Origin of the sequence: Streptomyces sp. HUAS TT7 (assembly GCF_051550175.1) — a bacterium.
Lineage (GTDB): Bacteria > Actinomycetota > Actinomycetes > Streptomycetales > Streptomycetaceae > Streptomyces.
Genome location: NZ_CP196175.1, coordinates 260219 through 282999, shown reverse-complemented (window position 1 = coordinate 282999; position 22781 = coordinate 260219). Strand labels below are relative to the sequence as shown.

At 69.8% G+C, this 22781-nt stretch carries 22 protein-coding genes and 2 pseudogenes; 16 read left to right on the top strand and 8 right to left on the bottom strand.

Annotated elements, in window-relative coordinates:
• The first annotated feature begins 56 nt into the window (after positions 1-56).
• From ACSHXC_RS01385 to ACSHXC_RS01375, 3 genes and pseudogenes are all read left to right on the top strand, one after another.
• A complete protein-coding gene (locus tag ACSHXC_RS01385) occupies positions 57-218 on the top strand; it encodes a hypothetical protein (protein WP_438289737.1) in 162 nt (53 codons plus the stop codon).
• An 83-nt stretch (positions 219-301) separates the two neighbouring features.
• Positions 302-1530: pseudogene (locus tag ACSHXC_RS01380) on the top strand (MFS transporter); the annotation flags it as partial.
• A 430-nt stretch (positions 1531-1960) separates the two neighbouring features.
• Complete coding sequence (locus ACSHXC_RS01375) at positions 1961-2911, top strand: phosphodiester glycosidase family protein (RefSeq protein WP_438289736.1); 951 nt, start codon at positions 1961-1963, stop codon at positions 2909-2911.
• Between the two features lie 34 nt (positions 2912-2945).
• On the opposite strand, the gene ACSHXC_RS01370 is transcribed toward ACSHXC_RS01375, so the two are convergent.
• The gene (locus tag ACSHXC_RS01370; RefSeq protein ID WP_438289735.1) at positions 2946-3071 is read right to left on the bottom strand and encodes a hypothetical protein; all 126 of its coding nucleotides are present in this window, start codon (positions 3069-3071) and stop codon (positions 2946-2948) included.
• A 448-nt stretch (positions 3072-3519) separates the two neighbouring features.
• On the opposite strand from ACSHXC_RS01370, the gene ACSHXC_RS01365 reads away from it, so the two are divergent.
• The 3 genes from ACSHXC_RS01365 to ACSHXC_RS01355 all read left to right on the top strand — a co-directional run bounded on the left by ACSHXC_RS01365 (position 3520) and on the right by ACSHXC_RS01355 (position 4842).
• The gene (locus ACSHXC_RS01365; protein WP_438289734.1) at positions 3520-3927 is read left to right on the top strand and encodes a TM2 domain-containing protein; all 408 of its coding nucleotides are present in this window, start codon (positions 3520-3522) and stop codon (positions 3925-3927) included.
• Between the two features lie 13 nt (positions 3928-3940).
• Positions 3941-4336 carry a DUF2752 domain-containing protein gene (locus ACSHXC_RS01360; protein WP_438296382.1) on the top strand — a complete coding sequence of 132 codons (396 nt, stop codon included), beginning with the start codon at positions 3941-3943 and terminating at the stop codon, positions 4334-4336.
• Between the two features lie 239 nt (positions 4337-4575).
• Positions 4576-4842 (top strand): TM2 domain-containing protein, encoded by a 267-nt coding sequence (locus ACSHXC_RS01355; RefSeq protein ID WP_438289733.1) that lies wholly within the window; start codon positions 4576-4578, stop codon positions 4840-4842.
• Between the two features lie 170 nt (positions 4843-5012).
• Here the strand turns inward: ACSHXC_RS01355 and ACSHXC_RS01350 are convergent, their stop codons facing one another.
• On the bottom strand, positions 5013-5525 hold the full coding sequence (locus ACSHXC_RS01350; RefSeq protein ID WP_438289732.1) for a serine hydrolase: 513 nt from the start codon (positions 5523-5525) through the stop codon (positions 5013-5015).
• 183 nt (positions 5526-5708) lie between these two features.
• Between ACSHXC_RS01350 and ACSHXC_RS01345 the strand changes: the two genes are divergently transcribed.
• Entirely contained in the window at positions 5709-6446 is a 738-nt protein-coding gene (locus tag ACSHXC_RS01345) for an SDR family oxidoreductase (RefSeq protein ID WP_438289731.1), read from the top strand.
• Between the two features lie 74 nt (positions 6447-6520).
• On the opposite strand, the gene ACSHXC_RS01340 is transcribed toward ACSHXC_RS01345, so the two are convergent.
• Positions 6521-7258, bottom strand: coding sequence for a DUF4232 domain-containing protein (locus ACSHXC_RS01340; protein WP_438289730.1), 738 nt, complete (start codon positions 7256-7258; stop codon positions 6521-6523).
• A gap of 662 nt (positions 7259-7920) precedes the next feature.
• Complete coding sequence (locus tag ACSHXC_RS01335; protein ID WP_438289729.1) at positions 7921-9378, bottom strand: ArnT family glycosyltransferase; 1458 nt, start codon at positions 9376-9378, stop codon at positions 7921-7923.
• Between the two features lie 286 nt (positions 9379-9664).
• On the opposite strand from ACSHXC_RS01335, the gene ACSHXC_RS01330 reads away from it, so the two are divergent.
• From ACSHXC_RS01330 to ACSHXC_RS01320, 3 genes are all read left to right on the top strand, one after another.
• Positions 9665-10429, top strand: coding sequence for an endonuclease/exonuclease/phosphatase family protein (locus ACSHXC_RS01330; RefSeq protein WP_438289728.1), 765 nt, complete (start codon positions 9665-9667; stop codon positions 10427-10429).
• Positions 10430-10680: 251 nt separating this feature from the next.
• On the top strand, positions 10681-12201 hold the full coding sequence (locus ACSHXC_RS01325) for an FAD-dependent oxidoreductase (protein WP_438289727.1): 1521 nt from the start codon (positions 10681-10683) through the stop codon (positions 12199-12201).
• Between the two features lie 44 nt (positions 12202-12245).
• Positions 12246-12908, top strand: a complete 663-nt coding sequence (locus ACSHXC_RS01320) for an SGNH/GDSL hydrolase family protein (protein WP_438289726.1) — start codon at positions 12246-12248, stop codon at positions 12906-12908.
• 96 nt (positions 12909-13004) lie between these two features.
• On the opposite strand, the gene ACSHXC_RS01315 is transcribed toward ACSHXC_RS01320, so the two are convergent.
• The 4 genes from ACSHXC_RS01315 to ACSHXC_RS01300 form a co-directional block, all read right to left on the bottom strand.
• Positions 13005-13238 carry a hypothetical protein gene (locus ACSHXC_RS01315; RefSeq protein ID WP_438289725.1) on the bottom strand — a complete coding sequence of 78 codons (234 nt, stop codon included), beginning with the start codon at positions 13236-13238 and terminating at the stop codon, positions 13005-13007.
• 16 nt (positions 13239-13254) lie between these two features.
• Complete coding sequence (locus ACSHXC_RS01310; protein WP_438289724.1) at positions 13255-14409, bottom strand: anion permease; 1155 nt, start codon at positions 14407-14409, stop codon at positions 13255-13257.
• Between the two features lie 490 nt (positions 14410-14899).
• Positions 14900-15697, bottom strand: a complete 798-nt coding sequence (locus tag ACSHXC_RS01305; protein WP_438296380.1) for a VOC family protein — start codon at positions 15695-15697, stop codon at positions 14900-14902.
• A gap of 351 nt (positions 15698-16048) precedes the next feature.
• On the bottom strand, positions 16049-16621 hold the full coding sequence (locus ACSHXC_RS01300) for a maleylpyruvate isomerase N-terminal domain-containing protein (RefSeq protein ID WP_438289723.1): 573 nt from the start codon (positions 16619-16621) through the stop codon (positions 16049-16051).
• A gap of 26 nt (positions 16622-16647) precedes the next feature.
• Here ACSHXC_RS01300 and ACSHXC_RS01295 point away from each other — a divergent pair.
• The 6 genes and pseudogenes from ACSHXC_RS01295 to ACSHXC_RS01270 all read left to right on the top strand — a co-directional run.
• Positions 16648-17131, top strand: a pseudogene (locus ACSHXC_RS01295) (oxygenase MpaB family protein); the annotation flags it as partial.
• A 185-nt stretch (positions 17132-17316) separates the two neighbouring features.
• Positions 17317-18027, top strand: a complete 711-nt coding sequence (locus ACSHXC_RS01290) for a VanZ family protein (RefSeq protein ID WP_438289722.1) — start codon at positions 17317-17319, stop codon at positions 18025-18027.
• Between the two features lie 9 nt (positions 18028-18036).
• A complete protein-coding gene (locus ACSHXC_RS01285; RefSeq protein ID WP_438289721.1) occupies positions 18037-18732 on the top strand; it encodes a response regulator transcription factor in 696 nt (231 codons plus the stop codon).
• A complete protein-coding gene (locus ACSHXC_RS01280; protein WP_438289720.1) occupies positions 18725-19825 on the top strand; it encodes a sensor histidine kinase in 1101 nt (366 codons plus the stop codon). Before ACSHXC_RS01285 ends, ACSHXC_RS01280 begins: the two co-directional genes overlap by 8 nt.
• A 614-nt stretch (positions 19826-20439) precedes the next feature.
• On the top strand, positions 20440-22257 hold the full coding sequence (asnB, locus tag ACSHXC_RS01275) for an asparagine synthase (glutamine-hydrolyzing) (protein WP_438289719.1): 1818 nt from the start codon (positions 20440-20442) through the stop codon (positions 22255-22257).
• A 61-nt stretch (positions 22258-22318) separates the two neighbouring features.
• Positions 22319-22780, top strand: a complete 462-nt coding sequence (locus tag ACSHXC_RS01270; protein ID WP_438296378.1) for a PPC domain-containing DNA-binding protein — start codon at positions 22319-22321, stop codon at positions 22778-22780.
• Position 22781: the final 1 nt, after the last annotated feature.

The following is a 22781-nucleotide window of genomic DNA, read 5'->3' as shown; positions in this document are numbered from 1 at the left end:
TCGTACGGCCCCGATTCTCCGGGGGCGCTCGCCGAACTGGAGGGGGTGGCCGCGCGGTGATCACGGTCACGGACGCGGGCCGCAAGATGACGGCCGACCGGCGCTCCGTATCCGTGCAGCGCATGGCCGCTGCCATCGACGAGGAGTTCACCCCCGCCGAACGACGCGAACTCCTCGCGATGCTGGCGCTGCTCGACCGGCTCGGGGAGCGGTTGTGAACGCCCGGCGCCCGACCGGGGCCGCCGAACTCGCCCCGGTCGGGCGCTACAAGTGGGTCGCGCTGTCCAACACCACGACGATGGGCGTGCTGATCGCCACCATCGACTGGCGCGCCGTGTTCTGGGTCAGCGTGCCGATCGGGGTGGTCGGCACCTTCTGGTCGTACCGCAGCCTGCGTGAGATCGGCTCCCGCAAGCCGGGCCGCATCGACTGGATCGGCAACCTCACCTTCACCGCGGGCGCCGGCGCGCTCCTTGCCGCGATCACCTACGGCATCCAGCCCTACGGCGGCCGGTCGACCGCCTGGACCAACCCCTGGGGGCTCGGCGGGCTGGGCGCCGGGGTCGTGCTGCTCGCCGCGTTCTGCATCGCGGAGACGCGGATCGCCGAGCCGATGTTCCAGCTCGGCCTGTTCCGTATCCGTGCCTTCGCCGCCGGGAACCTGGCCTCGCTCCTGACCGCGATCGCCCGTGGCGGCATGCAGTTCATGCTGATCATCTGGTTGCAGGGCGTCTGGCTGCCGCTGCACGGCTACGACTTCGAACGTACGCCGTTGTGGGCCGGCATCTTCATGCTGCCGCTGACCATCGGCTTCCTCATCGGGGGCCCGACCTCCGGCTACCTGTCGGACCGCTTCGGTACGCGGCTGTTCTCCACCGCCGGGCTGCTCCTCGTGGCCGCCGCGTTCGTCGGACTGCTCGCCCTGCCGGTCGACTTCCCCTACCCCGCCTTCGCGGCTCAGTTGTTGCTCAGCGGGCTCGGTCAGGGCATGTTCTGCGCCCCCAACACCTCGTCGATCATGGGCACTGTGCCGCCCGAGCAGCGCGGAGCGGCCTCCGGCATGCGCTCGACGTTCCAGAACTCGGCTACCGCACTGTCGATCGGGGTGTGCTTCTCGCTGATGATCTCCGGCCTGGCCGGGCGCTCCCGCACGCGCTGAACAGCGGCTTGCAGGCCCAGGGCGTGCCCGCCGGGACCGCCGCGCAGGTGGCCGGACTGCCGCCGGTGAGCACGCTGTTCGCCACGTTCCTCGGCAACAAACCCATCAGCCACCTGCTCGGCCCCAGCGGCGTACTGCACACGCTGCCCGCCCACAGCGTGCAGACCCTGACCGGTACGCGCTTCTTCCCCCAGCTGGTCTCCGGGGCCTTCCAGCACGGCCTCGTCACCGTCTTCACTGTCGCCGCGGCGATGGCCCTGGTCGGCGCAGCCGCCTCGGCGCTGCGCGGCCGCCACGACAAGGCCGGATCGGACAGGCTGGCCGACTCGATGAGTGGCTGGCAGCCAGAGCGACAGGCGCCCTCCTCCTGAGCCCGGCCCGGCGCGCCGCCTCCGGGCGATGGATAGCTGATTGCACATCAAATGGGTTGCTCTTTGGGGCTGTTGGTGGGGTTGGCCGGAAGGTGCGCAGTGTGGGGGGTGCGGCTTCGGGCATGGTGGTGGGGTGAAGAGGCTCAGGGGTGCTGTGGTAGTACTCGTGTTCGCTGGCGTGGGTGTCGCGTCGTCCTGGACGTCAGCCTCTGCCTCCGCCCCGTCCTCGGTGCGGCCCGCGGCCGTTCAGGCGGACGCGGCCCCGGTGTCGGAGGTGGTCGCGCCCGGAGTCGGATACCGGGCGTTCACTGTGCCTACGTCGCACGGCAGCGCCCGGGTGCATGTGCTGACGGTGGATCTGGACCGTCAGGGAGTGCGGGCAGGCCTGCTGTTCCCGGGTGCTGTGGCCGCGCGCGAGAAGGTGTCCGTGATGGCTGCGCGACAGGGAGCGGTGGCCGCGGTGAACGGCGACTTCTTCAACATCGAGGAGTCGCAGCATCCCGGCGTGCAGCCGACCGGTGCGACCTCCGGCCCGGCCGTGCGGGCAGGACGGGCGCTGAAGGCCGCCGTTCCCGACGGGCAGCGATTCGGCTGGCCGCTGCCTCAAGGCGGCTCCACCGAAGACGTCTTCGGGGTCGGCACCGACGGCCTCGCCCGCACCGGCCGTCTCACCCTGCAGGGCCACATCCGCACCGCAGGCCACGACACCCTGCCCCTGCGCGGCCTCAATCAGTACGCCCTCCCCGTCGGTTCCATCGGGCTCTTCACTCCGAGCTGGGGCGCCACGTCCCGCGCCCGCGCCGTCTGCGGCACCGACAACAACCGGGCTGCACCCTGCACCCAGGACGCCTACGAGGTCACGGTCCGCCGCGGCATCGTCCGCTCCGCCTCGTCGACACCCGGGTCCGGGCAGATCCCGGCGGACAGCGTCGTCCTGCTGGGCCGCGAGGGCGGAGCGCAAGCCCTGCGCGCGCTGGCCCTGGGTACGGCTGTGAGGGTGGACTACCACCTGGCCTCCAGCAGCCGCACACCGTTCACCTTCGCTCTGGGTGCCCACTCGATCGTCGAGCACGGCCGGCCCTTTCCTGGCCTTGACACGGCGGTTGCCGAACCGCGTTCGGCCGTCGGGGCCGCGCGGGGCGGCCACGTGATGCGCCTGCTGTCGACGGACGGCAGGGAAGGAACGTCCAGCGGCCTGACCGTGAGCGAGCTCGCCCGTCTTCTGGCCACCTTGGGATGTGATACGGGCGCCTATCTGGACGGCGGCGGATCAGCCACCTTGGCGACCCGGGACCGCACCGGCCACATCGTGGTGCGCAATGCCCTCGACCACGGCGCGGAACGCGCGGTCTCCAACGGCGTTGCGGTGTACTCCCGTTGAAGACGCGCCGAGCAGTGGCCCGAGACCGCGGCCGCTAGAGGATCCGTACGTTCCGCAGGCGGATCACCCGGTCCTCCCCGGTGTCGGGCAGGGTTCGGCCGTCGGGACTGAAGGCGAGGGCCGCTCGTAGGTCGCTGCCGACGGGCCGGATCGCGACCACGCAGCAGTTCCATGACGCAGCAGTTCCATGACGATGAACAGCAACCCGTCGTGCTCACCGGCGTCGTGCACTACGGGGATCCCGGGATGCTGGAGCCCCGTGAGGGTGGACGCCTCCCGTTGGAAACGCCGCACCGCCGCCGCACAGGTGGGGACGGCATCACCTTGACGGCCACATCGCGCCGCAGCACCGAAGAGTCCCGCCCCAGTCGGACCTCGCCCATGCCTCCCCGGCCGAGCAGTGCCACGCTTCAACTCCCATGGCGGTGGCGCCGGTTCCGGCCGTCACCACCGCGGAGCTGCCCCCAGCCGAGAGGCTCGCAAAACGGCCCCCCGGCCTGGCGGGCCGATCGCATGGAGACAGCGATACTCGGCACCCTTGCCCACTTGTCAACCAAGTTCTGCGATAAGATTGGCATCTTTCCGTAAATTTCAGGAGTGACGCCACTGTGAGCGAGCAGCCGCAGCCGCCTTTCCAGCCGCCCGGTCACGGCTACCCGAACCAGAACCCCGGCGCGCCCGGCCAGGCCGGTCCCCATGGCTACCCGCAGGGTGGCTACCAGCAGGCGTCGGGGTACCGGCCGCCGCCCGGCTTCTATACCGGCGACCCCAACGCGCCCTACGGCTACGACCCTTACGGCCGCCCGTACTCGGACAAGTCGAAGATCGTCGCGGGAATCCTTCAGCTTGCCGTGGGCAGCCTGGGCATTGGCCGTTTCTACGCCGGTTCTGTCGGTGTGGGTATCGCTCAGCTGCTCACCTGTGGTGGGCTCGGAATCTGGGCACTGATCGACGGCATCATGTACCTCGTCGGCGACGACCGCACGGACGACCAGGGCCGGATCCTGCGTGGCTGACCCGGTCCGGTCGATGTCGACGCCGGGCCGCCTGGCCCGGCGTCCTGCGGTGGCCCCCCTGGCGGTGCTTGTCGCCGGCGTCGCAGGGGCCTGGTACCTGTGGGGCACCGACCCCCACGAAGCCGGACACCTGCTGCCCGCCTGCCCGTTCCGGCTCGTCACCGGACTGCTCTGCCCGGCCTGTGGCGGCACCCGCATGACGTACGACCTGATGCACGGTCACCTCGCCGAGGCCTGGCTGGACAACCGGGCCCTGTTGCTCGTCGCGCCGTTCGCGCTCGCGCTGTGGGGCCGCTGGACGCTGGAGGGGCTGAGGGGCCGGTCCTGGCGACCGGAGATCGCCCCGGCTCTCCAAGTGACGATCCTGCTCGGGGCGGTGGCCTGGGCGGTCCTGCGCAACGTCACCTGAGATACCGGGGCCGGTAATGGATCGCAGGCAGGGGAGCGGCCGCCCCGACCCGCTTCGGGCCGCTGGACTCACGTCCTTATGCCCCCTTTGGGTGGGTTATGATCATTATGTGCAGGGGGCAGCCCGCGGTAGCCAGCGGCTGCCGTAAATAGGGGTCAGTGCGCTATGAGCGAGGTTCCTCCCTGTGCCGTCCGGGCAGTCCGCCCGGCCTTGCCACACCCTTCTCCAGGAGCACCACCATGACCGTCCCCTCCGGCCCCGCCGCTCCCTTCGGCTACGACCCCCAGGGCCGTCCGTACTCGGACAAGTCGAAGATCGTCGCCGGAATCCTCCAGCTCTTCCTCGGCACGCTGGGCATTGGCCGCTTCTACGCCGGTTCTGTTGGCGTGGGTATCGCTCAGCTGCTCACCTGTGGTGGGCTCGGAATCTGGGCGCTGATCGACGGGATCATCTACCTCGTCAGCAACGACCGCACCGACAAGGAGGGCCGCGTGCTGCGCGGCTGACGCCGTGTCGGCCGCCTCGTGGCCCTAGGCGCGAGCCCCAATGGTGCGGGCCCGTGTCGGAATCCGCCCCGCTGGATCTGATCCGGCGGGGCGGATTGCTGCGACGGGCACGGTCGCCTGGCAGTGGACGCCGAGCCCCCCCCATGTGCTTCACCGGGCCGAGTGCAGGTTCAAGCGGTGTGGCACAGAGCGTGGTCGACGAGGCTGCGCAGGGTGTCTTCCCGGCGGGCTGCGGTCTGTGGGTCCGCCGGGCGGGTGTGTGCGGAGACGGTGATGCCGCGTCGGCCGTCTGTGGTGGGCGCGGTGCGGATGACGTATCCGAAGCCGCTGCCTCCGCGGCCCAGGTAACTGCCGTCGCGGGAAAGGGAGTTGACGAACAGCCCCAGGCCGTCCCGAGTGCCTGCCGGTTCGCCGCTGTCGGGTGGCACCGGCACTGTGGTCTGCATGGCGGCGAGATCGGCGGGCTTGAGCAGGCGCCCGCTGGCCAGGGCGCTGAAGAAGCGGTTGACGTCGTGGGCCGTGCCGGTCATCGAGCCGTCGGCCCCGCTGCGGTACAGGGGTGTGCTGCCGACGCCCGCCTCTTTGGCGATGGGCTCCAGGCGCGCGTCCACTCCCTCCTTGGCCGGCACGCGCACCGCGGCCGTGAGGCTCTTGTCTCTGTTGCGCCGTGCGTCGGCTCGCAATGGGCTTGTGCCCTTCGGTTCGCTCCGTCCACTCCGCCCATCAGCGGTCGCCCATTCCCTTCCCCGGTCGCACATCCTTGCTAAGCGGAGGGGTGTCCGCTTAGCCTGGCGTAAGTGGTGGCGCCCCCACTTTTGCTGCGGGTCAGGCTCTGACCTGCCTACATCCATCTTGGAGGGTTGATCATGTCGGGTGTCGCGGGCAAGGTCGTAGCGATCACAGGTGCCAGCAGTGGCATCGGAGCGGCGACGGCGACCTACCTCGCCGAAAAAGGTGCCCGGCTCGTGCTCGGGGCTCGACGGGAGGAGCGGCTGAACGCGGTGGTGGACCAGATCACGGCGAAGGGCGGCTCGGCCGTCGGGGCCGTCATCGACGTGACACGCCGCGAGGATCTCAAGCGTCTTACGGACATGGCGGTCGACCGGTTCGGCCGGCTCGACGTCCTGGTCTCCAATGCCGGCACGATGGCGGTGTCACCGTTCGACGAGCTGCGCCAGGACGACTGGGACGCCATGGTCGCCACGCACGTCACCGGCTTGCTGAACGGCATCGGGGCCGCACTTCCCATCTTTCGACGGCAGCGCTCCGGCCAGTTCGTCAACGTTGCCTCCACCGCGGCCTACGTCGTGAAGTCCCCGCAGGGCGTGTACGCGGCCACCAAGACGGCGGTGAAGGTGCTGACCGAGGGCCTGCGGCAGGAGTCGGGACCCCACCTGCGTGTCACCCTCGTCTCACCGGGATTCACCAACACCGAGGGCGTGGGCAAGGGAGGGAGTCCCGAAGCCGCGGCGGCGATCGTCCGACAGCGCGATGAGATCGCCATCCCGCCCTCCGCCATCGCATCCGCGATCGGTTACGCGATCGAGCAGCCCGCCGGCATCGACATCAGCGAGATCGTCGTCCGGCCCACGGTGCAGGCCTGACATCCGGAAGCGTCCGCCACGGAGCAGCCGGCCCAGAGGGCAACGACGGCCGGGGTGACGGTGGGCCGGGCGCTTCAGCTGCCGTTGGTGTCCGCCGTGCGCATGCTGCTGACCGCATCACTGATGCTGTCGCGGTACAGGCCCAGCTTGGGGTGCTGGACGACGGTGGCTCCCTCGTTCATCGGGAAGTTGTGCGTGTCGGCGTTCGGGAAGCGCGTGTCCGCAAGGACGTTGATCTCGTCGATGCCGCCGTTGCTGCCCTTGGCACCGTTGGGATCGACGTCGAGTACCGCGTAGACGGTACGCCCCGCGTAGACCGGCACGGCGGGGGCGCCACCCAGCCCGCCGGGTACGAGCGGGTGGATGTTGTGGGAGCGGTCCGCCGCGTTCTTCGGGCCCAGGTCGACCCTGGGGTAGTACGAGGACAGGCCGCAGGCGGCCTTGCCGTGATTGGTCACGGAGATGACGTACTGGTCCGGGTTCGAGTCGAGCTCCTTCGTGCTGACCGCGAGCTGATCGGCTGCGCACAGGTGCTTGTACGCGTAGGAGTCGCTGGTGGCGTCCCTGCCTCCGGTCTTGGTGCCGGCGGTCCCGCCCGTGGTTCCGGAGGACGATCCGCCCCCGCCGCCGGTCTTGGCGCCGCCCGAGCCGCCGGATCCCGGTGTGGCCGTTGCCGTGGCGGTGCCCGGGGTCGCGTCGGCGGTGGAAGGGCCGGCGGCCGCGTCGCCCGAGCCGCCTCCGCAGGCAGCCAGGGTCAGCGCCGCGCCGGCGGTGACGAGAGCGAGCGGGATCGTACGACGACGAACAGCCATGGCGGGATTCTCCGTTTCAGTCTGCGTTTCTGTCTGTGTGTGACTCCACCGGACGTCGGCATGCCCTGGCCGGACTCCGTGCGGTGCGCAGCTATGTGCTGCACACCTCTGTACACGGGACGCAAGGAACCCGGGTTGCCCCGCAGATGTCACAACTGCCAGGACTCGATGGTGACTTGAACCGGATACTCCGGATAGCGGAGGCTCACTCACCAAAAGCTCTGGCAGGAGCAGAAGATGGTTACCGTGCCCTCTGTGGTCCATGTATCGCCTTCGACGCCGAAGTGGCGTTCGGTCACGGTGTCTTGGCCGATGCCGGCGTGGCAGCTCACTCCAGAGTGCTGAGATTTGCGATGGCCACATCCGCGGCACGTATCGGTGGTGTTGGAGCGCCAGTCGTCGGGATAAAAACCCCGGCACTTGCAGCGGCCGTCCCTGTCGTCCTCGCCGTGCCCGCCCTCACAGTGGCCCTCCATGTGGACCGTCCACAGGTGGCCACAGCGGCACCTGGCTATACGATCGTCGCTCATGTCCGTTCCTCGACTCGTGGGTTGCGACGTGCACGGACTGTCCATTCTGCGCGGGCGCTGCTGGCCGACGGATGTATGCGAGGGCTCGCGGATCGGCGGCCGACCGGCCCCGCCCGAGTTCCTGACGGAGAGTCAGTACTCGCGCAGTGACGGCCAGAGGGCGGACCAGGGTCGGTGCGCACCAGTGCACAGCACCACCTCCGCGTGCTGTTCTTGGTTGTCGATGCCGAGTCCGTTGTCGATTCGTGTGACGGTGTGGCAGTCGCTGAAGGGCTGTTCCAGGCGGTGTTGTCCGTCGGCCTGCTCGACGAGGAGAACGGGGCCGTCGTCGCTGTCCGGGGGCGGGCCCCATTCGTACAGGCTCATGTGGCCGGAGTAGGCGGTGGGCAGTCCGTACGCGGTGCCGTAACGGGCGAGGGCGCCCGCCTCGCCGTAGTTCGACGTGAGCAGGGTGGCTTGGGCACGCTGTGCGGTGGGGACCGACGTCCAGGCGGCTGCGACGGCACGCGTGAACGGGGGCCAGCCCACCTGCTCGCCCTGGTCGATGTCGACGGCGTTGGTCACGGCGACCGCCGAGACCGGCAGTACTGGCAGGGCGGCCAGGGCGCTGGTCGCCGCCGCCAGGAGAAGGAGGGGCGTGAGGGTGCGCCAGGACCGGCGGGCACGGCGGACGACGGGTTCGCAGCCGGCCGCCGTCACGGCGAGCAGAAGCGGAAGCGGGTAGTACGGCTTGCCACCGCCGACGAGCACCAGGACGCAGAGGACCGGGTAGGCGAGGGCTACCGGCCGGGCCCAGCGCAGCTCATCGTCGCGGAGCAGCCGACGCAGGCCAACGACCGCGACCGGAACCAGGATCGGGGAGAACTGGAGCAGTTGGAGCGGCAGGAACAGCAGCCGTCCCGACACGCCGTCGACGTGGCTGAGCACCCCGGCCACCTTCAGCTCGGGCCAGCCGTGCGTGGCCTGCCACCAGAGCGTGGGTGCGCTGATGAGGAGCGCGAGGAGGAGTGCGAGCAGGGGGCCGAGCAGCAGCCGTGCGTCGGCGGGCCGGGGGCGCCGCATGGTCTCGTGCCAGGGGCGGGCGGCGAGCAGACCCGCCAGCAGTGCGAGGAGCAGCGAGAGGACGAGCTGCTTGTCCAGCAGCGTCACCCCGATCACCGCGCCCAGGGCCGGCCACCAGCGGCTGTCGCGGGTCCGCAGCAGCCGGAGCGTGAGGAGCAGAACGCCCAGTTCGGCGGTCAGATCGAAGGTGCTGGTGGACAGCAAGTGGCCAATGGCCAGGACGTACCCCGAGCAGGCACAGCACGCGGCGGCGAGCATCTGCCCGCCCCGGCCGGCTCCCAGTTCCCGGGCCAGCAGTGCGGTCAGCACCACGGAGCATGCGGAGAGCAGCGCGGGTACGATCCGCAGCCCCGTCGGGCTCGCACCGAAGACGGCGGTCCCGGCCCGGGCGAGCAAGGGGGTCAGCGGCGGCTGGTCGACGTAGCCCCAGGCCGGATGCCGGCCGGCGAGCAGGAAGTACAGCTCGTCGCGGTGGAAGCCGTAGCGCCCGGACAGTGCGACCAGTACCGCGAAGAGAACGGCGGCCACCAACGCGACCGGCCGTAACGCGAACGGCTGCAGGCCAAGCCGATCATCCCCCCGAATGTCCACCGCCGCAGTCTGGCAGCCCACGCCCGGCGCGGCCAGGGGGAGTTCGACACCGGTCCGAGGTCGGCCGGCGGGCTGGACTTCGGGCGCAGCGGGGCCGTGATCAAGTTGCTGGCTCTGAAGGAACCGGAGGACTGGCGGCCGCAGGAACCCGTGTCCGCCGCGGCGTGCGGATTCGGCCGGCGGCCGGTGGTGGTTCAGCCCCGCGTACGGTGGGGTGGTGAACATGGCTCGTGCTGTCACTCTCAATATCTGGGGACGGGGCTCGGCCTGGCGTCGGCGGCTGCCCCTGGTCAGGGACGAACTCGTACGGCTCGCTCCTGACTTTGTCGGTCTGCAGGAGGTGTGGCGCATGGGCTCGCGGTGCCAGGCGGAACAGATCGCCGATGCCCTGGGCTATCACGTCACCTACGCGCCGGCCCGCACGGCACGCAATCGCGCCACCCAGGGCAATGCTCTGCTCAGCCGGGCACCCGTCGCGCGGTACGAGGTGCTCCCGCTGCCGACGCCGGGCGTCGAGCCCAGGTCGGTGCTGTGTGCCGAGGTGGGCTCCTCGACGACCGTGCTCGTCACGCATGTGACCTGGGAATGGGAGTACGCGCACATCAGGCAACAGCAGGTGCGATTCCTCGCGGAACTCGCCGCCGGACGCGACGTCGTTCTTCTGGGCGACCTCAACGCCGCCCCGGACACGGACGAGATCCGGTGGCTGACCAGCCGCATGGAGGACGCGTGGGCGTGCGGCGGCCGCGGTCCGGGCCACACGTACACACCCGCCAACAGGCATGCGCGCAAAGCCCGCGAACCTGCGCGGCGTATCGACTACATCCTCACGGCCGGACTCCGGGCAGCGCACGCCGAGTTGGCGTTCACCACACCGCACCTCACCGCTCGCGGTTCACTCTGGCCGTCCGACCATTTCGGAGTGGTCTGCGACCTGGAGTCCGGCCCGCGCGGGTTGCCGGATACGGCTGCGCCGGCCGAACGATGACAAGGGGGAGCGCTCCGGTCCTGCCCTTGGTGTCCCTTGAGCCGTCCGTTCGCGCTGCTCACCGCGCGGGTGCCCCGGTTGACGGCCGTCGACGGCTTCGTCCTGCCTCGGCGTCGGGTTCATCGGCGCTGCCGGTCCGCTGTCGGTGGCGTGTCGGGGGACTGTAGGTCCGATGTCGGTGAGGCCTGGCAGCTTTTGAGAGGTCCTGCCGGGTGCCCATCCCGGCGGTGGGATTGGGAAGGGGATCTCTCGTGCATGACGTAGTGATCGTGGGAGCCGGGCCGGTCGGTCTGTTCCTCGCCTGCGAACTCGGGCTCGCCGGCTGCTCTGTCCTGGTACTCGAGCGGGAACCGGAGCCCGGTTCCCCGTGGCGGGCCGAACCGCTCGGCATGCGGGGCCTGTCCGGCGCGTCGGTCGTCGGCTTCTACCGCCGGGGAGTGCTGCATCCGCTGATGGCGGCCGCGACCATCAGCGACGAGCCCGACGCGGATTCCGACACTGACGAGCCGTCACCCCCGCGCATGGCAGGCCACTTCGCCGGCATGGTGCTCGATGCGGCCGACATCGACGTCACCGCCCTGCCGTACCGGCTGCCCACCCCGGCACCGGGCTTCATGCTGATCAGCCTCGACGCGGTCGAGTCGGTGCTGTCCGAGCGGGCGGCCAAGCTGGGCGTGGAGATCAGGCGCGGCGTCACCGTGGACGCCCTCGCGTCACACGACGAGGGCGTGCTCGTGCACGCCGGTGAGCAGGAGTACGCGGCGCGCTGGGTCGTCGGCTGTGACGGCGGACGCAGTGCGGTGCGTAGGCTCGCCGGGTTCGAATTCGTCGGCACCGAGCCGCAGTTCACCGGTTACACCATGCACGCCACCATCGTCGATTCCGAGAAGCTGAACCCCGGGATCAACCTGACGCCGACGGGCATGTACGTACGGATGCCCGCCGACGGGCACATCGGCATGGCGGACTTCGACGGCGGCGCGTTCGACCGCTCGCAGCCGCCGACCCGTGACCATCTCCAGACGGTTCTCCGCCGGGTGTCCGGCACCGACGTGACGGTGAGCGACGTGCGTCTCGCGTCGAGCTTCACCGACCGGGCTATGCAGACGACGACCTACCGGCGCGGACGTGTCCTGCTCGCGGGCGACGCCGCTCACATCCACTCGCCCCTCGGCGGCCAGGGACTCAACACCGGCATCGGCGACGCCCTGAACCTGGGCTGGAAGCTCGCCGCGACCGTGAACGGACACGCCCCGGACGGGCTGCTCGACACGTACACCCAGGAGCGCCATCCGATCGGCGCCCGGGTGCTCGACTGGTCGCGCGCCCAGGTGGCGATCATGAAGCCGGATCCGCATGCCCAGGCGATCCAAGGGGTGCTCCGCGACCTGCTCGGGACCCGGGACGGCACGACGTACGTGTTCGAGAGGATCTCGGGATCGTCGATCCGCTACGACCTCGGCAGCGAGCATCCCCTGGTCGGCCGCAACGCCCCGGACCTTTGCCTCGAAGACGGCACCCGCCTCGGCGACCTGATGCAGGACGGACGAGGCGTCGTGCTCGATTTCAGCGCCGACCGTCGCCTGCACGCTTCGGCGACGGGCCGGGAGAGCCGGCTGCGGTACGCGGCCGGGCCGGCGAGGAACGACCTCGGACTGGGCGCCGTGCTCGTCCGCCCCGACGGGGTGGTCGTCTGGGCAGGCGATGGCACCCCTGATCCCGAAGCATTCGAGCAGGCAGCCGGTAATTGGTTCGGTAGCCCGGAAATCTAATTCCTCATTCGTTTTCCCTTTCCATCCGATATCGAGGGGCGTACATGGCGATCACACTCCGACCGGGCAGCACCGTGATGTTCACCGGCGATTCGATCACCGACTGCCAACGGCTGGAGAGCGAGGACGGTCTCGGGTTCGGCTACCCGCTGCGCGTCGCGGGCGAGTGGGGGCTCCGGCACCCGGACCGGGCAGTGACCTGGCTGAACACCGGGATCGCAGGCCACAAGGTGATGGACCTCGAAGCCCGCTGGCAGACAGACGTGCTCGACGCCCGCCCGGACGTGGTGTCGATCCTCGCCGGGGTCAACGACATGGGCTGGCACACGCTGGACCCGGAGGGATACGTAATCTCCGCCGAGGAATTCGCGGCGGGTTATGACCGCCTGCTCGCGCCCCTCGCCGAGGCGGGCACGAAGCTGATTCTGATCGAGCCGTTCCTCCTGCCGGTATCCGGCGTCGTCGAGGCCGGTGCCGCGCTCGTCGGAGAGAAAGAGCGAAAGGAATGGCGCACGGATCTGGACCCGAAGATCCAGGCCGTGCGCGAGCTCGCCGGCAAGTACGGCGCTCATCTCCTCGCCGCCGACGGCATGTTCGCCGCACTCGCCGCGACGACCGGGCCGGAGCACTGGTCCGCGGACGGCGTACACCCGACGCCGGCCGGTCACGCCGCACTCGCCGAGGCCTGGCTGCGCCTGGTCGCGTGAGCGGAACCTTGCGATCGCCCGTGCGACATTGGCGATCGCGAGGAGCTTCCCTGCCCGGTCGGGGGCGGCAGGCCAAGTCCCCTCAGGGCGCGGGGATCAGTGGAACTGAGGGACGATCAGATAGATGCCGTACGCGACCACGGCCGCGCAGGCGAGGAAGCAGAGGCCTGCCTGGGCGAGGCCGGGGGCCGGGCTGCCGGAGCCCCGCGCGCGTACGGCCCCGACCTGCGAAAGGCCGAGGACGCCGAGGGCGAAGACGACGACCAGGGCGACGGTCGCGCCGACGCTGACCGTGGCGACCTTGCCGAGCGCGGACCAGTCCAAGTGCATCGAGAACTCCGGTGGTTCAGGCGGCCGAGCCGACCTGGGTCGGGACCGGGGCACGGACGGTGACCTCGTGGTGGTCGTTGACGTTGTGGGCGCTGACCGGGTTGCGACGCGACAGCGCGACGATGCCTGCGGCCAGCGCGACGGCGACCAGAGCGATCACCACGGTGCCGGCCGTGCCGCCGTGCTTGACGACGCTCGCGGCCAGGCCGCCGACGAGCGCAGCGGCGGGCAGCGTGATGAGCCAGGAGGCCGCCATGCGGCCGGCCACACTCCAGCGGACCTCCGCCAGACGGCGGCCCAGCCCGGCGCCGAGGATGCTGCCGGAGGCAACCTGGGTGGTGGACAGGGCGAAGCCCAGGTGGGCCGAGGTGAGGATGACGGTGGTGGAGGCGGTCTCGGCGGCGAAGCCCTGCGGTGACTGGATCTCGGTGAGGCCCTTGCCCATGGTGCGGATGATGCGCCAGCCGCCGAGGTAGGTGCCGAGGCCGATGGCCAGGCCCGCGCAGGCGATGACCCATGCGGGCGGGCCCGCGTCGTGACCGAGGGCGCCCGCGGAGATGAGGGTGAGCGTGATGACGCCCATGGTCTTCTGGGCGTCATTCGTGCCGTGCGCGAGGGAGACGAGGGAGGCCGAGGCGATCTGGCCGAGCCGGAACCCCTTGGTGACGGTGTTCTCGCGGGCCCGATGGGTGATCCGGTAGGCGAGATAGGTGGCGATCAGCGCGGCGATGCCCGCGACGACAGGCGAGGCGACGGCCGGGATCAGTACCTTCTCCACCACCTTGTCGAAGTGGACGCCGTCGGTGCCCGCGCCGACCCAGACCGCCCCGATCAGCCCGCCGAACAGGGCGTGCGAGGAACTCGACGGCAGCCCCGCGAGCCAGGTCACCAGGTTCCACAGGATCGCCCCGACCAGTCCGGCGAAGATCATCCCCGGAGACACCAGGGAGTCGTCGACGATGCCACCGGAGATCGTTTTGGCGACCTCGGTCGACAGAAACGCGCCGACGACGTTGAGTACGCCGCTGATCAGGACCGCTGTCCGGGGCTTCAGCGCACCGGTGGCGATGGACGTGGCCATCGCGTTCGCCGTGTCGTGGAACCCGTTCGTGAAGTCGAAGGCCAGTGCCGTGACGATGACGACCGCCACGACGAACGTGATGTGGTCCATCCCTCGATACAAGCAAACGCAGGCATACCCTCGACGAACGGCGAGTAACGGCTGAGCCGGCCCTTGTTGGCCGGTGTGCACGACAGGCGAACTCCCCATGGAACGGCCCCCGTTGGGGGCACATGTACGCCGCGATGCGCGCCCCGGCGAGCCGGTGGTGCTCTTCCATCACCATGGTGCTGGCCACCACTCTGCGTGCCTGGCGCGAGGACCGGGCACTGTACCGCCCGCTCGCCCGCACCAGTGCCAGGGCTGCTGCCGTGAGCCTCGCCCTCGGCGCGGCTCGACCGGCCCCCTTCCACTCGGGCTCGGTCTGCTGGTTCTGCTCGGCATCCCCTGGGGCGTGGCCGTCGCCCGGCGCGTCAGGGCGTAGCGGGGCTTCGCGGCGACGAGTACGACCTGAGGGGTCGTCAGCAAAGGGCGGTATCAGCCGGGGGGGGGGAGGGCTCGCTGCCCCGGTCCGGCGATCGGGGCAGCGAGCCACGCGTGCTCAGGCAGGCTGTTCCGGAGAGCTCGCAGTGATCACCGCGAAGGTGCCGCCCTGGGGGTCGGCGAGGACGGCCATCCGGCCGGCCGCCATGTCGAAAGCCGGCGCCTTGACGCTGCCGCCCGCCCGTACCGTGGCCGCCTGGATGCTGTCGACGTCGTCGGCGTGGAAGTACGGCAGCCAGTGCGGTGGAACTCCGTCCGGCAGGGTGGAGAGGTCCATCATCCCGGCTACCGCGCGATCGGCGACCTTGAGTTCCGTGTACCCCTCGGCACCCGGCAAGGTCGACGGGGCGGTGCTGATCGGCAGGACGGCCGAGTAGAACCGAGCGGCGGCGTCGGTGTCACCGGTGCTCAACTCGTTCCAGATCAAGGCACCGTGCTCGTTGACGATGCCCGCCCCGGCGAAGGTACCGGGCTGCCAGAGGCCGACGACGGCACCCGTCGGGTCGGTGATGACGGCCATCCGTCCGAGCTCCATGACGTCCATCGGGCCCATCATGACGCTGCCACCGGCGTCGGTGACCGCCTTGAGGGTGGCGTCGACGCCGTCGGTGGACAGGTACGTGGTCCACACGGTCGGAGGCATCGGGTCGGGGGCGGAGCCGTCGGGATTCGAGGCGCGCATGATCCCGGCCACCGGCTTGCCCTTGAGCGTGCAGACCGAGTAGCCGCCGGTCTCCGGTGGGCCGATCTCTCCCTGCCAGCCGAAGAGGTCGCGGTAGAAGTCGAGGGCCGCCTGCTGATCGGGGACCATGAGGTCGATCCAGCAGGGAGTGCCGGGTTCGTAGGGGCCGTTCATGTCGGGCACGGATGCCTCCGGGGCAGTCGTTCACGGATGGGGAGGGACGACCCCTGTTTGCCCCCGCCCCTGACATCGGAACCGGCCCGTACGGGTGAAGGCGACCCGGCGTATCCCGTGAGCCCCGCCCGCCCGGCGGCTCGGCCTCGCCCGAACTCAGCAGCCGCCCAGGAGGGTTCGTACCCGGCGCAGGGTTTCCGGGCCGGCTGAGCTGTGCCAGCGTCACGGGTCGGCGGAGGCGTCGTCCCCAGAGAAGCAGGACACGGGTGGCCGCGTCGCTCTCGATGCTCTCGATGGTGGCGGGGCCAACGGGGGCGGTGAGGCGGATGCTGCTGCCCTCGGGGCCGGCGGTCACCGCGATGTCGTCCGTACCCGGCGTGCGCAGGCGGCCCTCGACCCTTTCCCCGGGCCCCAGATCAAGACCGGCAACGGCCGGCCGACGGACACCACGCTGTGCTCGGTCATCCATGGCTCGGTGAGCGCCTCCACCGCTGTCCGGTCGTCACCGCTCAGGTCCCAGCGATGCAGGATCAGTTCCTCGCGCATGTGCTCCGCGAAGAAGGGAACCTTCACACTCCGGCCGGTCCACATCACCTCGGTGTCGGGTGACAGGTCCTGTGCGGCGGCCGCGGCGATCTCGGTGAGATGTTGGCAGCGGCTCATGAACGCCTCCCAGAGATCGGAGTCCGACATCCGTCGACAGGGGGCCTCGCGCGGGTCGAACCTTCGCGTCTCCACCGGTGAGCCCGCGCGGAACGCTTGCAGCACACGTGCCAGTTCCTCGGCATTGCCCGTCCGATGAACGAGGATGTCCCGCACGGTCCACGCCTCGCACCAGGTACCCGCATCGGGCCTCCGAGCCCGCACCGCGTGGACGAGGGGCGCGAGCTCCGGCAGCGTGTCGTCGACCTGAGAGGGAACCACGTGCCACGGGTATCCCGACGCCTTCGGCCGACAGCCGCTTCATCCCCGCCGCCCAGAAGGTCCGCCTCCTGCACGCCTCCATCCGCCACCACCTCAAGCGTGAGAACCGCTGGGACACCGGCACATACGGAACGCCGATCTGCCAGGAGGACATGATCGGCGGGCAGATGTTCTTCTCCCTGCTGGTCCTGGACAGCCTGCACCGACTCGGCATCCCCATGTCGACGGAAGGCGCGGAAGCGTACTACTACGCCTGGCGCGTGGTCGGTGCCATGCTCGGCGTCGACCAGGACGCCGTCCCCAAGTCCCTTGGGGAAGCACGCCAGTTCCTCGACCCGTACATGGTCCGGCACATGGGGACCGTGCGACGAGGGTGCTCACCTCACCCGGCAACTCATCGACCTCTACGAGGAGATCGTGCCCGGCACCTTCTTCGACCCGGTCGTCTCCGCACTCATCCGCCACCTCGTCGGTGACATCTGCGCCGACTGGCTCCAGGTGCCGCGCACCCACCGGTGGACGCCGCCTGCGGCCACGGTTTCCGGGTGGCCCGCGTCCCGGGACAAGTGGCCCGAGCGGCTCGGCGACGGGCGTGAGCTGCCCTGCGAGGATGCGGTCGCCCGGGAATCCGTGTATCGCGGGCGTATCGAAAATCGCATACGCCGTCGCAACGGCCCGCCGTCTCCAATGGGGGCATGAACCACACCACAACCCTGTCGGCGCTGCTCCGCCGCATGCGCAGGACCGTGTTCCTCGGCCTGGCGATCCTGGGCGTGACGGGCGCCGTGTTCGTCGTGCGGCGGCCGCTCATGATGTCCGCTCCGAGGTGCATGGCCGGGCAGTGGCACGGCTGCTTCGACACGTTCAACGGTGTGGTGCTCATGACGTTGGTCGGGCTGCCGTTGGCCGCGCTGGTGGTGTGGGCTCTGGCGCACAGTCGGCGTGCCGCCGGTGCCACCTGGGCGTGGCGGAGGTCGCTGGCCGAGGTGGGCATGGTGTACGGGACGGTGCCGTTCCTGTGGCTGACCATGATGCCGGGCGCCGCGGCCGGCACCGCCCCCGCCCGGGTGAGCCTGGTACCGCTGCGGGACCTGGTCACGATGGGGCCGGTCGGAATCGTCGGCAACCTTCTGATCTTCGCGGCGCTGGGGTTCTTCGCCCCGATGCGGTTCGCGGCGCTGGCATCCGCGCCGCGGATCCTGGCGCTCGGGGCGGGCTGCTCGGCGCTGGTCGAAACCGCACAGTACGTCCTGCAACTGGACCGGGTGTCCTCCGTGGACGATGTACTGGTCAACGCCACCGGCGCCCTGCTGGCCGGGCTGGCGTCGCGCCGCTGGTGGCGTACCACGGTGCCGGCGTCGTCGGACCGGCCTCGCTCCCTGCCGACGCAGGCACCGGCTGCTTAGGCTTCGGACATGCGCGTACTGATCGTGGAGGACGAGCCCTACCTGGCCGAAGCCGTCCGTGACGGTCTGCGGCTTGAGGCGATCGCCGCCGACATCGCCGGCGACGGCAACTCGGCCCTGGAACTGCTCAGCGTCAACACCTACGACCTCGCGGTCCTCGACCGCGACATCCCCGGCCCCTCCGGCGACGAGGTCGCCCGGCGCATCGTCGCCTCCGGCAGCGGCATCCCGATCCTCATGCTCACCGCCGCCGACCGGATCGACGACAAGGCATCCGGGTTCGAACTCGGCGCCGACGACTACCTCACCAAACCGTTCGAGCTGCGGGAGCTCGTCCTGCGGCTGAGGGCGCTCGACCGCAGACGCGCGTACGCCCGGCCCCCGGTCCGCGAGATCGCGGGCCTGCGGCTCGACCCCTTCCGCCGGGAGGTGTTCCGCGACGGACGCTACGTCGCGCTCACCCGCAAACAGTTCGCCGTCCTCGAAGTCCTCGTCGCCGCCGAGGGCGGGGTCGTCAGCGCCGAAGAGCTCCTTGAACGGGCCTGGGACGAGAACGCCGACCCCCTCACCAACGCCGTGCGCATCACCGTCTCCGCACTGCGCAAACGGCTCGGCGAACCGTGGATCATCGCGACGGTGCCCGGCGTCGGCTACCGGATCGACACGCAACCGGAGGCCGGCCACGAGGGAGGAGACCGTGGATAGAGCGCCCGGGCTGAGCATTCGCTTCAAGCTCACCCTCAGCTACGCCGGATTCCTCATGGTCGCCGGCGTCCTGCTGCTTGCGGCGGTGTGGCTGTTCCTCCTGCGCTACGTCCCCGAGCGTGCGCTCCTCGTCTCCTCCGACACCGCCCCCGCCCATGGTGTCTTTCCCATCCGGTCCAACCTCCTGCATGTTTTCGCTCCGAAGGCAGCGGCAGTGCTGGCATTCCTGCTGGTGCTCGGCCTCGTGGGAGGGTGGATCCTCGCGGGCCGGATGCTCGCACCCCTCACACAGATCACGGATGCGGCGCGGAGGGCCGGGAGCGGGTCGCTGTCCCACCGGATCCGCATGAAGGGCCGCCAGGACGAATTCCGTGAACTCTCCGACACGTTCGACTCGATGCTTGAACAACTCGAGTCCCACGTCGCCGAGCAGCAGAGGTTCGCCGCGAACGCCTCCCACGAATTGCGCACCCCACTGGCGATCTCGCGGACGCTCCTCGACGTCGCCCGAAAGGACCCCACGCGGGACCGCGGCGAACTCATCGAACGCCTACACGCCGTCAATGCGCGGGCGATCGACCTCACCGAGGCCCTCCTCCTGCTCAGCCGCGGCGACCGCGGGAATTTCACCAGCGAGGACGTCGACCTCTCCCTCATCGCCGAAGAAGCCGCCGAAACGCTGCTTCCCCTCGCCGAACAGCGCCGGATCATGCTCGACGTCACCGGCGGGGCGGCCCGGACGAGCGGCTCCGCGGAGCTCCTGCTGAGGATGGTGACGAACCTCGTCCAGAACGCCATCGTCCACAACCTCCCCACCGGCGGAACCGTGACGGTCCACACCGAGGCGCACGGCGACGTGAGCGTGCTGCGGGTCGAGAACACGGGCCGCCGGCTCCCGCCGGAACTGGTGCCGACCCTCACCGAACCCTTCCGGCGCGGAACGGAACGCGTACGCACCGACGAGCACGCCGGCGTCGGTCTCGGCCTGGCCATCGTGCAGAGCATCGTCCGCGCCCACGACGGAACCCTCGACCTCGCCCCCGGCCCCGCCGGCGGTCTCTTCGTCACGGTCCGGCTTCCCGGCATGCCGTAGGCGCCGTCCCCGAGCGGGGCCCTCCGGATAGCTGACCGGAAGTTCGCTGCAAGCCAGGGTGCTCCGTCGAAGTCACCCTGATCAGGAATCCCCAGTGGCTGATGAGAAACGCCTGCTCGCGCGGTTTTGTACACAGTCGACGAATATGGCAAACCCAAGAGCCACTTGCGTGCTCTCGAATTACGGAGCGGGGGATTCTTCGGCCAACTCTGCACGCCTGGCGCCTGGTAGAGCCATGTTTCCCTGCCCGCTTCTGTCCCTGAGGTAACCGACTCGGTGTCGGTAGATGTCGAGGCGACACCATCCGAGCACCGCCGCGCATGCCTGAATCCCATATACCGGTTTTCTGTTTCATGCCCCCCGGATGCCTGTTGATCCTGGCGCGATCCGTTTCTTTCGCGGACAACCTTCCAGATTGCCTTGCTAGGGTCGAAACCGATTCCACGGGGGCGGATATCACCAGATCCGAGAGGACATCGCGGGCATGGCATGAACTGCCCCCGTCAGAATTCCGTGCGTTGTCATGGGCATCCACGTAGACGCGACATGAACACGCAATTTCCGCCGCGTTGCGGAAATGCGCACTGCGCCGGAACTGACGAATGGACGGTTGTATGTGCGGTATCGCGGGCTGGATCGACTTCGAACGGGACTTGAGTGAGGAGGGAGCTGTCGCGTCCGCCATGACCGCGACGCTCGCGCCTCGGGGGCCCGACGGCGCGGGGGTGTGGCTGGGGCCGCATGCCGCGCTGGGCCACCGGCGCCTCGCAGTGATCGACATCGAGGGCGGGCGCCAGCCGATGACCACCGAGAGCGGGGTGGTCCTGACCTACAGCGGAGAGGTGTACAACTTCCGCGAGTTGCGGGCCGAACTGGAGGCGAAGGGACACCGGTTCCGTACGCGGAGCGACACCGAGGTGGTGTTGCGGGGGTACATGGAGTGGGGCGAGGGCGTCGCGCAGCGGCTGAACGGCATGTACGCCTTTGCCGTATGGGACGCACGCACCGAGGAACTCCTGCTGGTACGGGACCGGATGGGCGTCAAGCCGCTCTTCTACTGCCAACCACCGGGCGGGGGGCTGCTGTTCGGGTCGGAACCGAAGGCGATCCTGGCCCATCCGCGAGTCCCGCGTGCTGTGGACGCCGACGGCCTGCGGGAAATCCTCACCATCGCCCAGACACCCGGGCGGTCCGTGTACCGGGGCCTGCACGAGCTGCGCCCCGGGCAGCTGCTGCGGTTCGGGCGGGCCGGCCTGTCCGCCCGGCGCTACTGGACCCTGGAAGCCCAGGAGCACACCGACGACCTCGACACCACCATCGAGACGGTGCGGGGACTCCTCGAAGACATCGTCGAACGGCAACTCGTCGCTGACGTACCCCTGTGCAGCCTGCTCTCGGGGGGTCTCGACTCCAGCGCGATCACGGCGCTGGGGGCGCGCCACGGCGAACTCCGCTCCTTCGCCGTGGACTTCGACGGATACGCCGACCACTTCGAGGACGACGGCATGCGCGGCTCGCCCGACGGCCCCTATGTGCGGGACGTCGTGCGGCACCTGCGGCCCGACCACACCGACATCGTCCTGGACACCGCCGGACTGGCCTTGCCCTCGCTGCGCTCCGATGTGGTGCGAGCCTGGGAGTACCCACAGTTCAGCGGGGACATGAACACCTCGCTCCACCTGCTGTTCCAGGCGATCCGCGGACACTCGACGGTCGCGCTCTCGGGGGAGTCCGCCGACGAGGTGTTCGGTGGGTACGCCTGGTTCCACCTGCCGGAGGCCGTGGCCGCCCGGACGTTCCCGTGGCTGGTCGTCATGATGCGGCAGCAGCGCCCCGAGAACCTCCTCGACCTGGGGCTGCGGGAGCAACTCGACATCACCGGTTACGAACACGACCGCTACCAGGAGGCGTTGGCCGAGGTTCCGCACGTCGCCGGCGCCGACGGGCGCGAACGCCGGATGCGAGAAGTCTCGTACCTCCACCTCACGCGGTTCGTGACGATGCTGCTCGACCGCAAGGACCGGCTGAGCATGGCACACGGCCTGGAGGTGCGGGTGCCGTTCTGCGACCACCGGCTGGTCGAGTACGTCTTCAACACGCCGTGGTCGATGAAGACCTACGACGGGCGGGAGAAGAGCTTGCTGCGCGCCGCTTGCCGCGACCTGCTGCCCGCCTCGGTGCTCGAACGGCGAAAGAGCCCCTACCCGGCCACGCAGGACCCCGCCTACGGCATGGCTCTGCGGGCTCTCCTGGCCGACCTGGTCGCCGACGGCACCGCCCCCGTCCTGCCGCTGCTCGACACCCAGGCCGTCAAGGCCCTGCTGGCCACCCCGCCTCAGGCCACCGCGTCCACCCTGACGCGCATCAGCCTGGAGATGGTCCTGGATCTGAACGCCTGGCTGACCTCCCAGGACCTGCGCGTCGCCCTGTGACGACGCCCTGCCCCGACCCTCTCCGCCCACCCACCTGCCTTCTGCTACGGAAGTGACCTCCATGCGTACCCATGAGTTGAAGACCGGCCGGACCTTCGGCGTCAACTTCGACCACGGCGAGGAGTTCCTGCCCGCCCTGGCCGACTTCTGTCGCGAGCACGACGTCCGCCAGGGCTATGTCCCCATGTTCCTCGCTGCTTTCGCCGAGACCGAGATCGCGGGCACCTGTCAACGCGTCGAGGACCCCGAAGCACCAGTGCGTCTCCCCGTCCATCTGGAGAAGGTCGAGGCGATGGGGTGCGGCACCTTCTCCTACGATCCGGACAACGACGCCATCGTTCCGCACGTCCACGTCACCGTCGGGCTGAAACAGCACGCGGCACTCGCGTACTCCAGCCACCTCATATCGGCCACGGTCCAGTACCTCACCGAGATGCTGGTCGTCGAAGTCCTGACGCCGGAGATGCGCCGCCCGGTCCACACCGACCTGTGGGACGTCCCGCTGCTCACCTTCGAGGACTGAG

What these genes read in the sequence shown, in the direction of transcription:
- ACSHXC_RS01375 (WP_438289736.1), top strand. Translation starts at nt 1,961, where the DNA reads ATGGCTGCGCGACAGGGAGCGGTGGCCGCGGTGAACGGCGACTTCTTC.
- ACSHXC_RS01360 (WP_438296382.1), top strand. Translation starts at nt 3,941, where the DNA reads ATGTCGACGCCGGGCCGCCTGGCCCGGCGTCCTGCGGTGGCCCCCCTG.
- ACSHXC_RS01355 (WP_438289733.1), top strand. Translation starts at nt 4,576, where the DNA reads ATGACCGTCCCCTCCGGCCCCGCCGCTCCCTTCGGCTACGACCCCCAG.
- ACSHXC_RS01345 (WP_438289731.1), top strand. Translation starts at nt 5,709, where the DNA reads ATGTCGGGTGTCGCGGGCAAGGTCGTAGCGATCACAGGTGCCAGCAGT.
- ACSHXC_RS01340 (WP_438289730.1), bottom strand. Translation starts at nt 7,258, where the DNA reads ATGGCTGTTCGTCGTCGTACGATCCCGCTCGCTCTCGTCACCGCCGGC.
- ACSHXC_RS01330 (WP_438289728.1), top strand. Translation starts at nt 9,665, where the DNA reads ATGGCTCGTGCTGTCACTCTCAATATCTGGGGACGGGGCTCGGCCTGG.
- ACSHXC_RS01320 (WP_438289726.1), top strand. Translation starts at nt 12,246, where the DNA reads ATGGCGATCACACTCCGACCGGGCAGCACCGTGATGTTCACCGGCGAT.
- ACSHXC_RS01315 (WP_438289725.1), bottom strand. Translation starts at nt 13,238, where the DNA reads ATGCACTTGGACTGGTCCGCGCTCGGCAAGGTCGCCACGGTCAGCGTC.
- ACSHXC_RS01310 (WP_438289724.1), bottom strand. Translation starts at nt 14,409, where the DNA reads ATGGACCACATCACGTTCGTCGTGGCGGTCGTCATCGTCACGGCACTG.
- ACSHXC_RS01305 (WP_438296380.1), bottom strand. Translation starts at nt 15,697, where the DNA reads ATGAACGGCCCCTACGAACCCGGCACTCCCTGCTGGATCGACCTCATG.
- ACSHXC_RS01290 (WP_438289722.1), top strand. Translation starts at nt 17,317, where the DNA reads ATGAACCACACCACAACCCTGTCGGCGCTGCTCCGCCGCATGCGCAGG.
- ACSHXC_RS01285 (WP_438289721.1), top strand. Translation starts at nt 18,037, where the DNA reads ATGCGCGTACTGATCGTGGAGGACGAGCCCTACCTGGCCGAAGCCGTC.
- asnB (WP_438289719.1), top strand. Translation starts at nt 20,440, where the DNA reads ATGTGCGGTATCGCGGGCTGGATCGACTTCGAACGGGACTTGAGTGAG.
- ACSHXC_RS01270 (WP_438296378.1), top strand. Translation starts at nt 22,319, where the DNA reads ATGCGTACCCATGAGTTGAAGACCGGCCGGACCTTCGGCGTCAACTTC.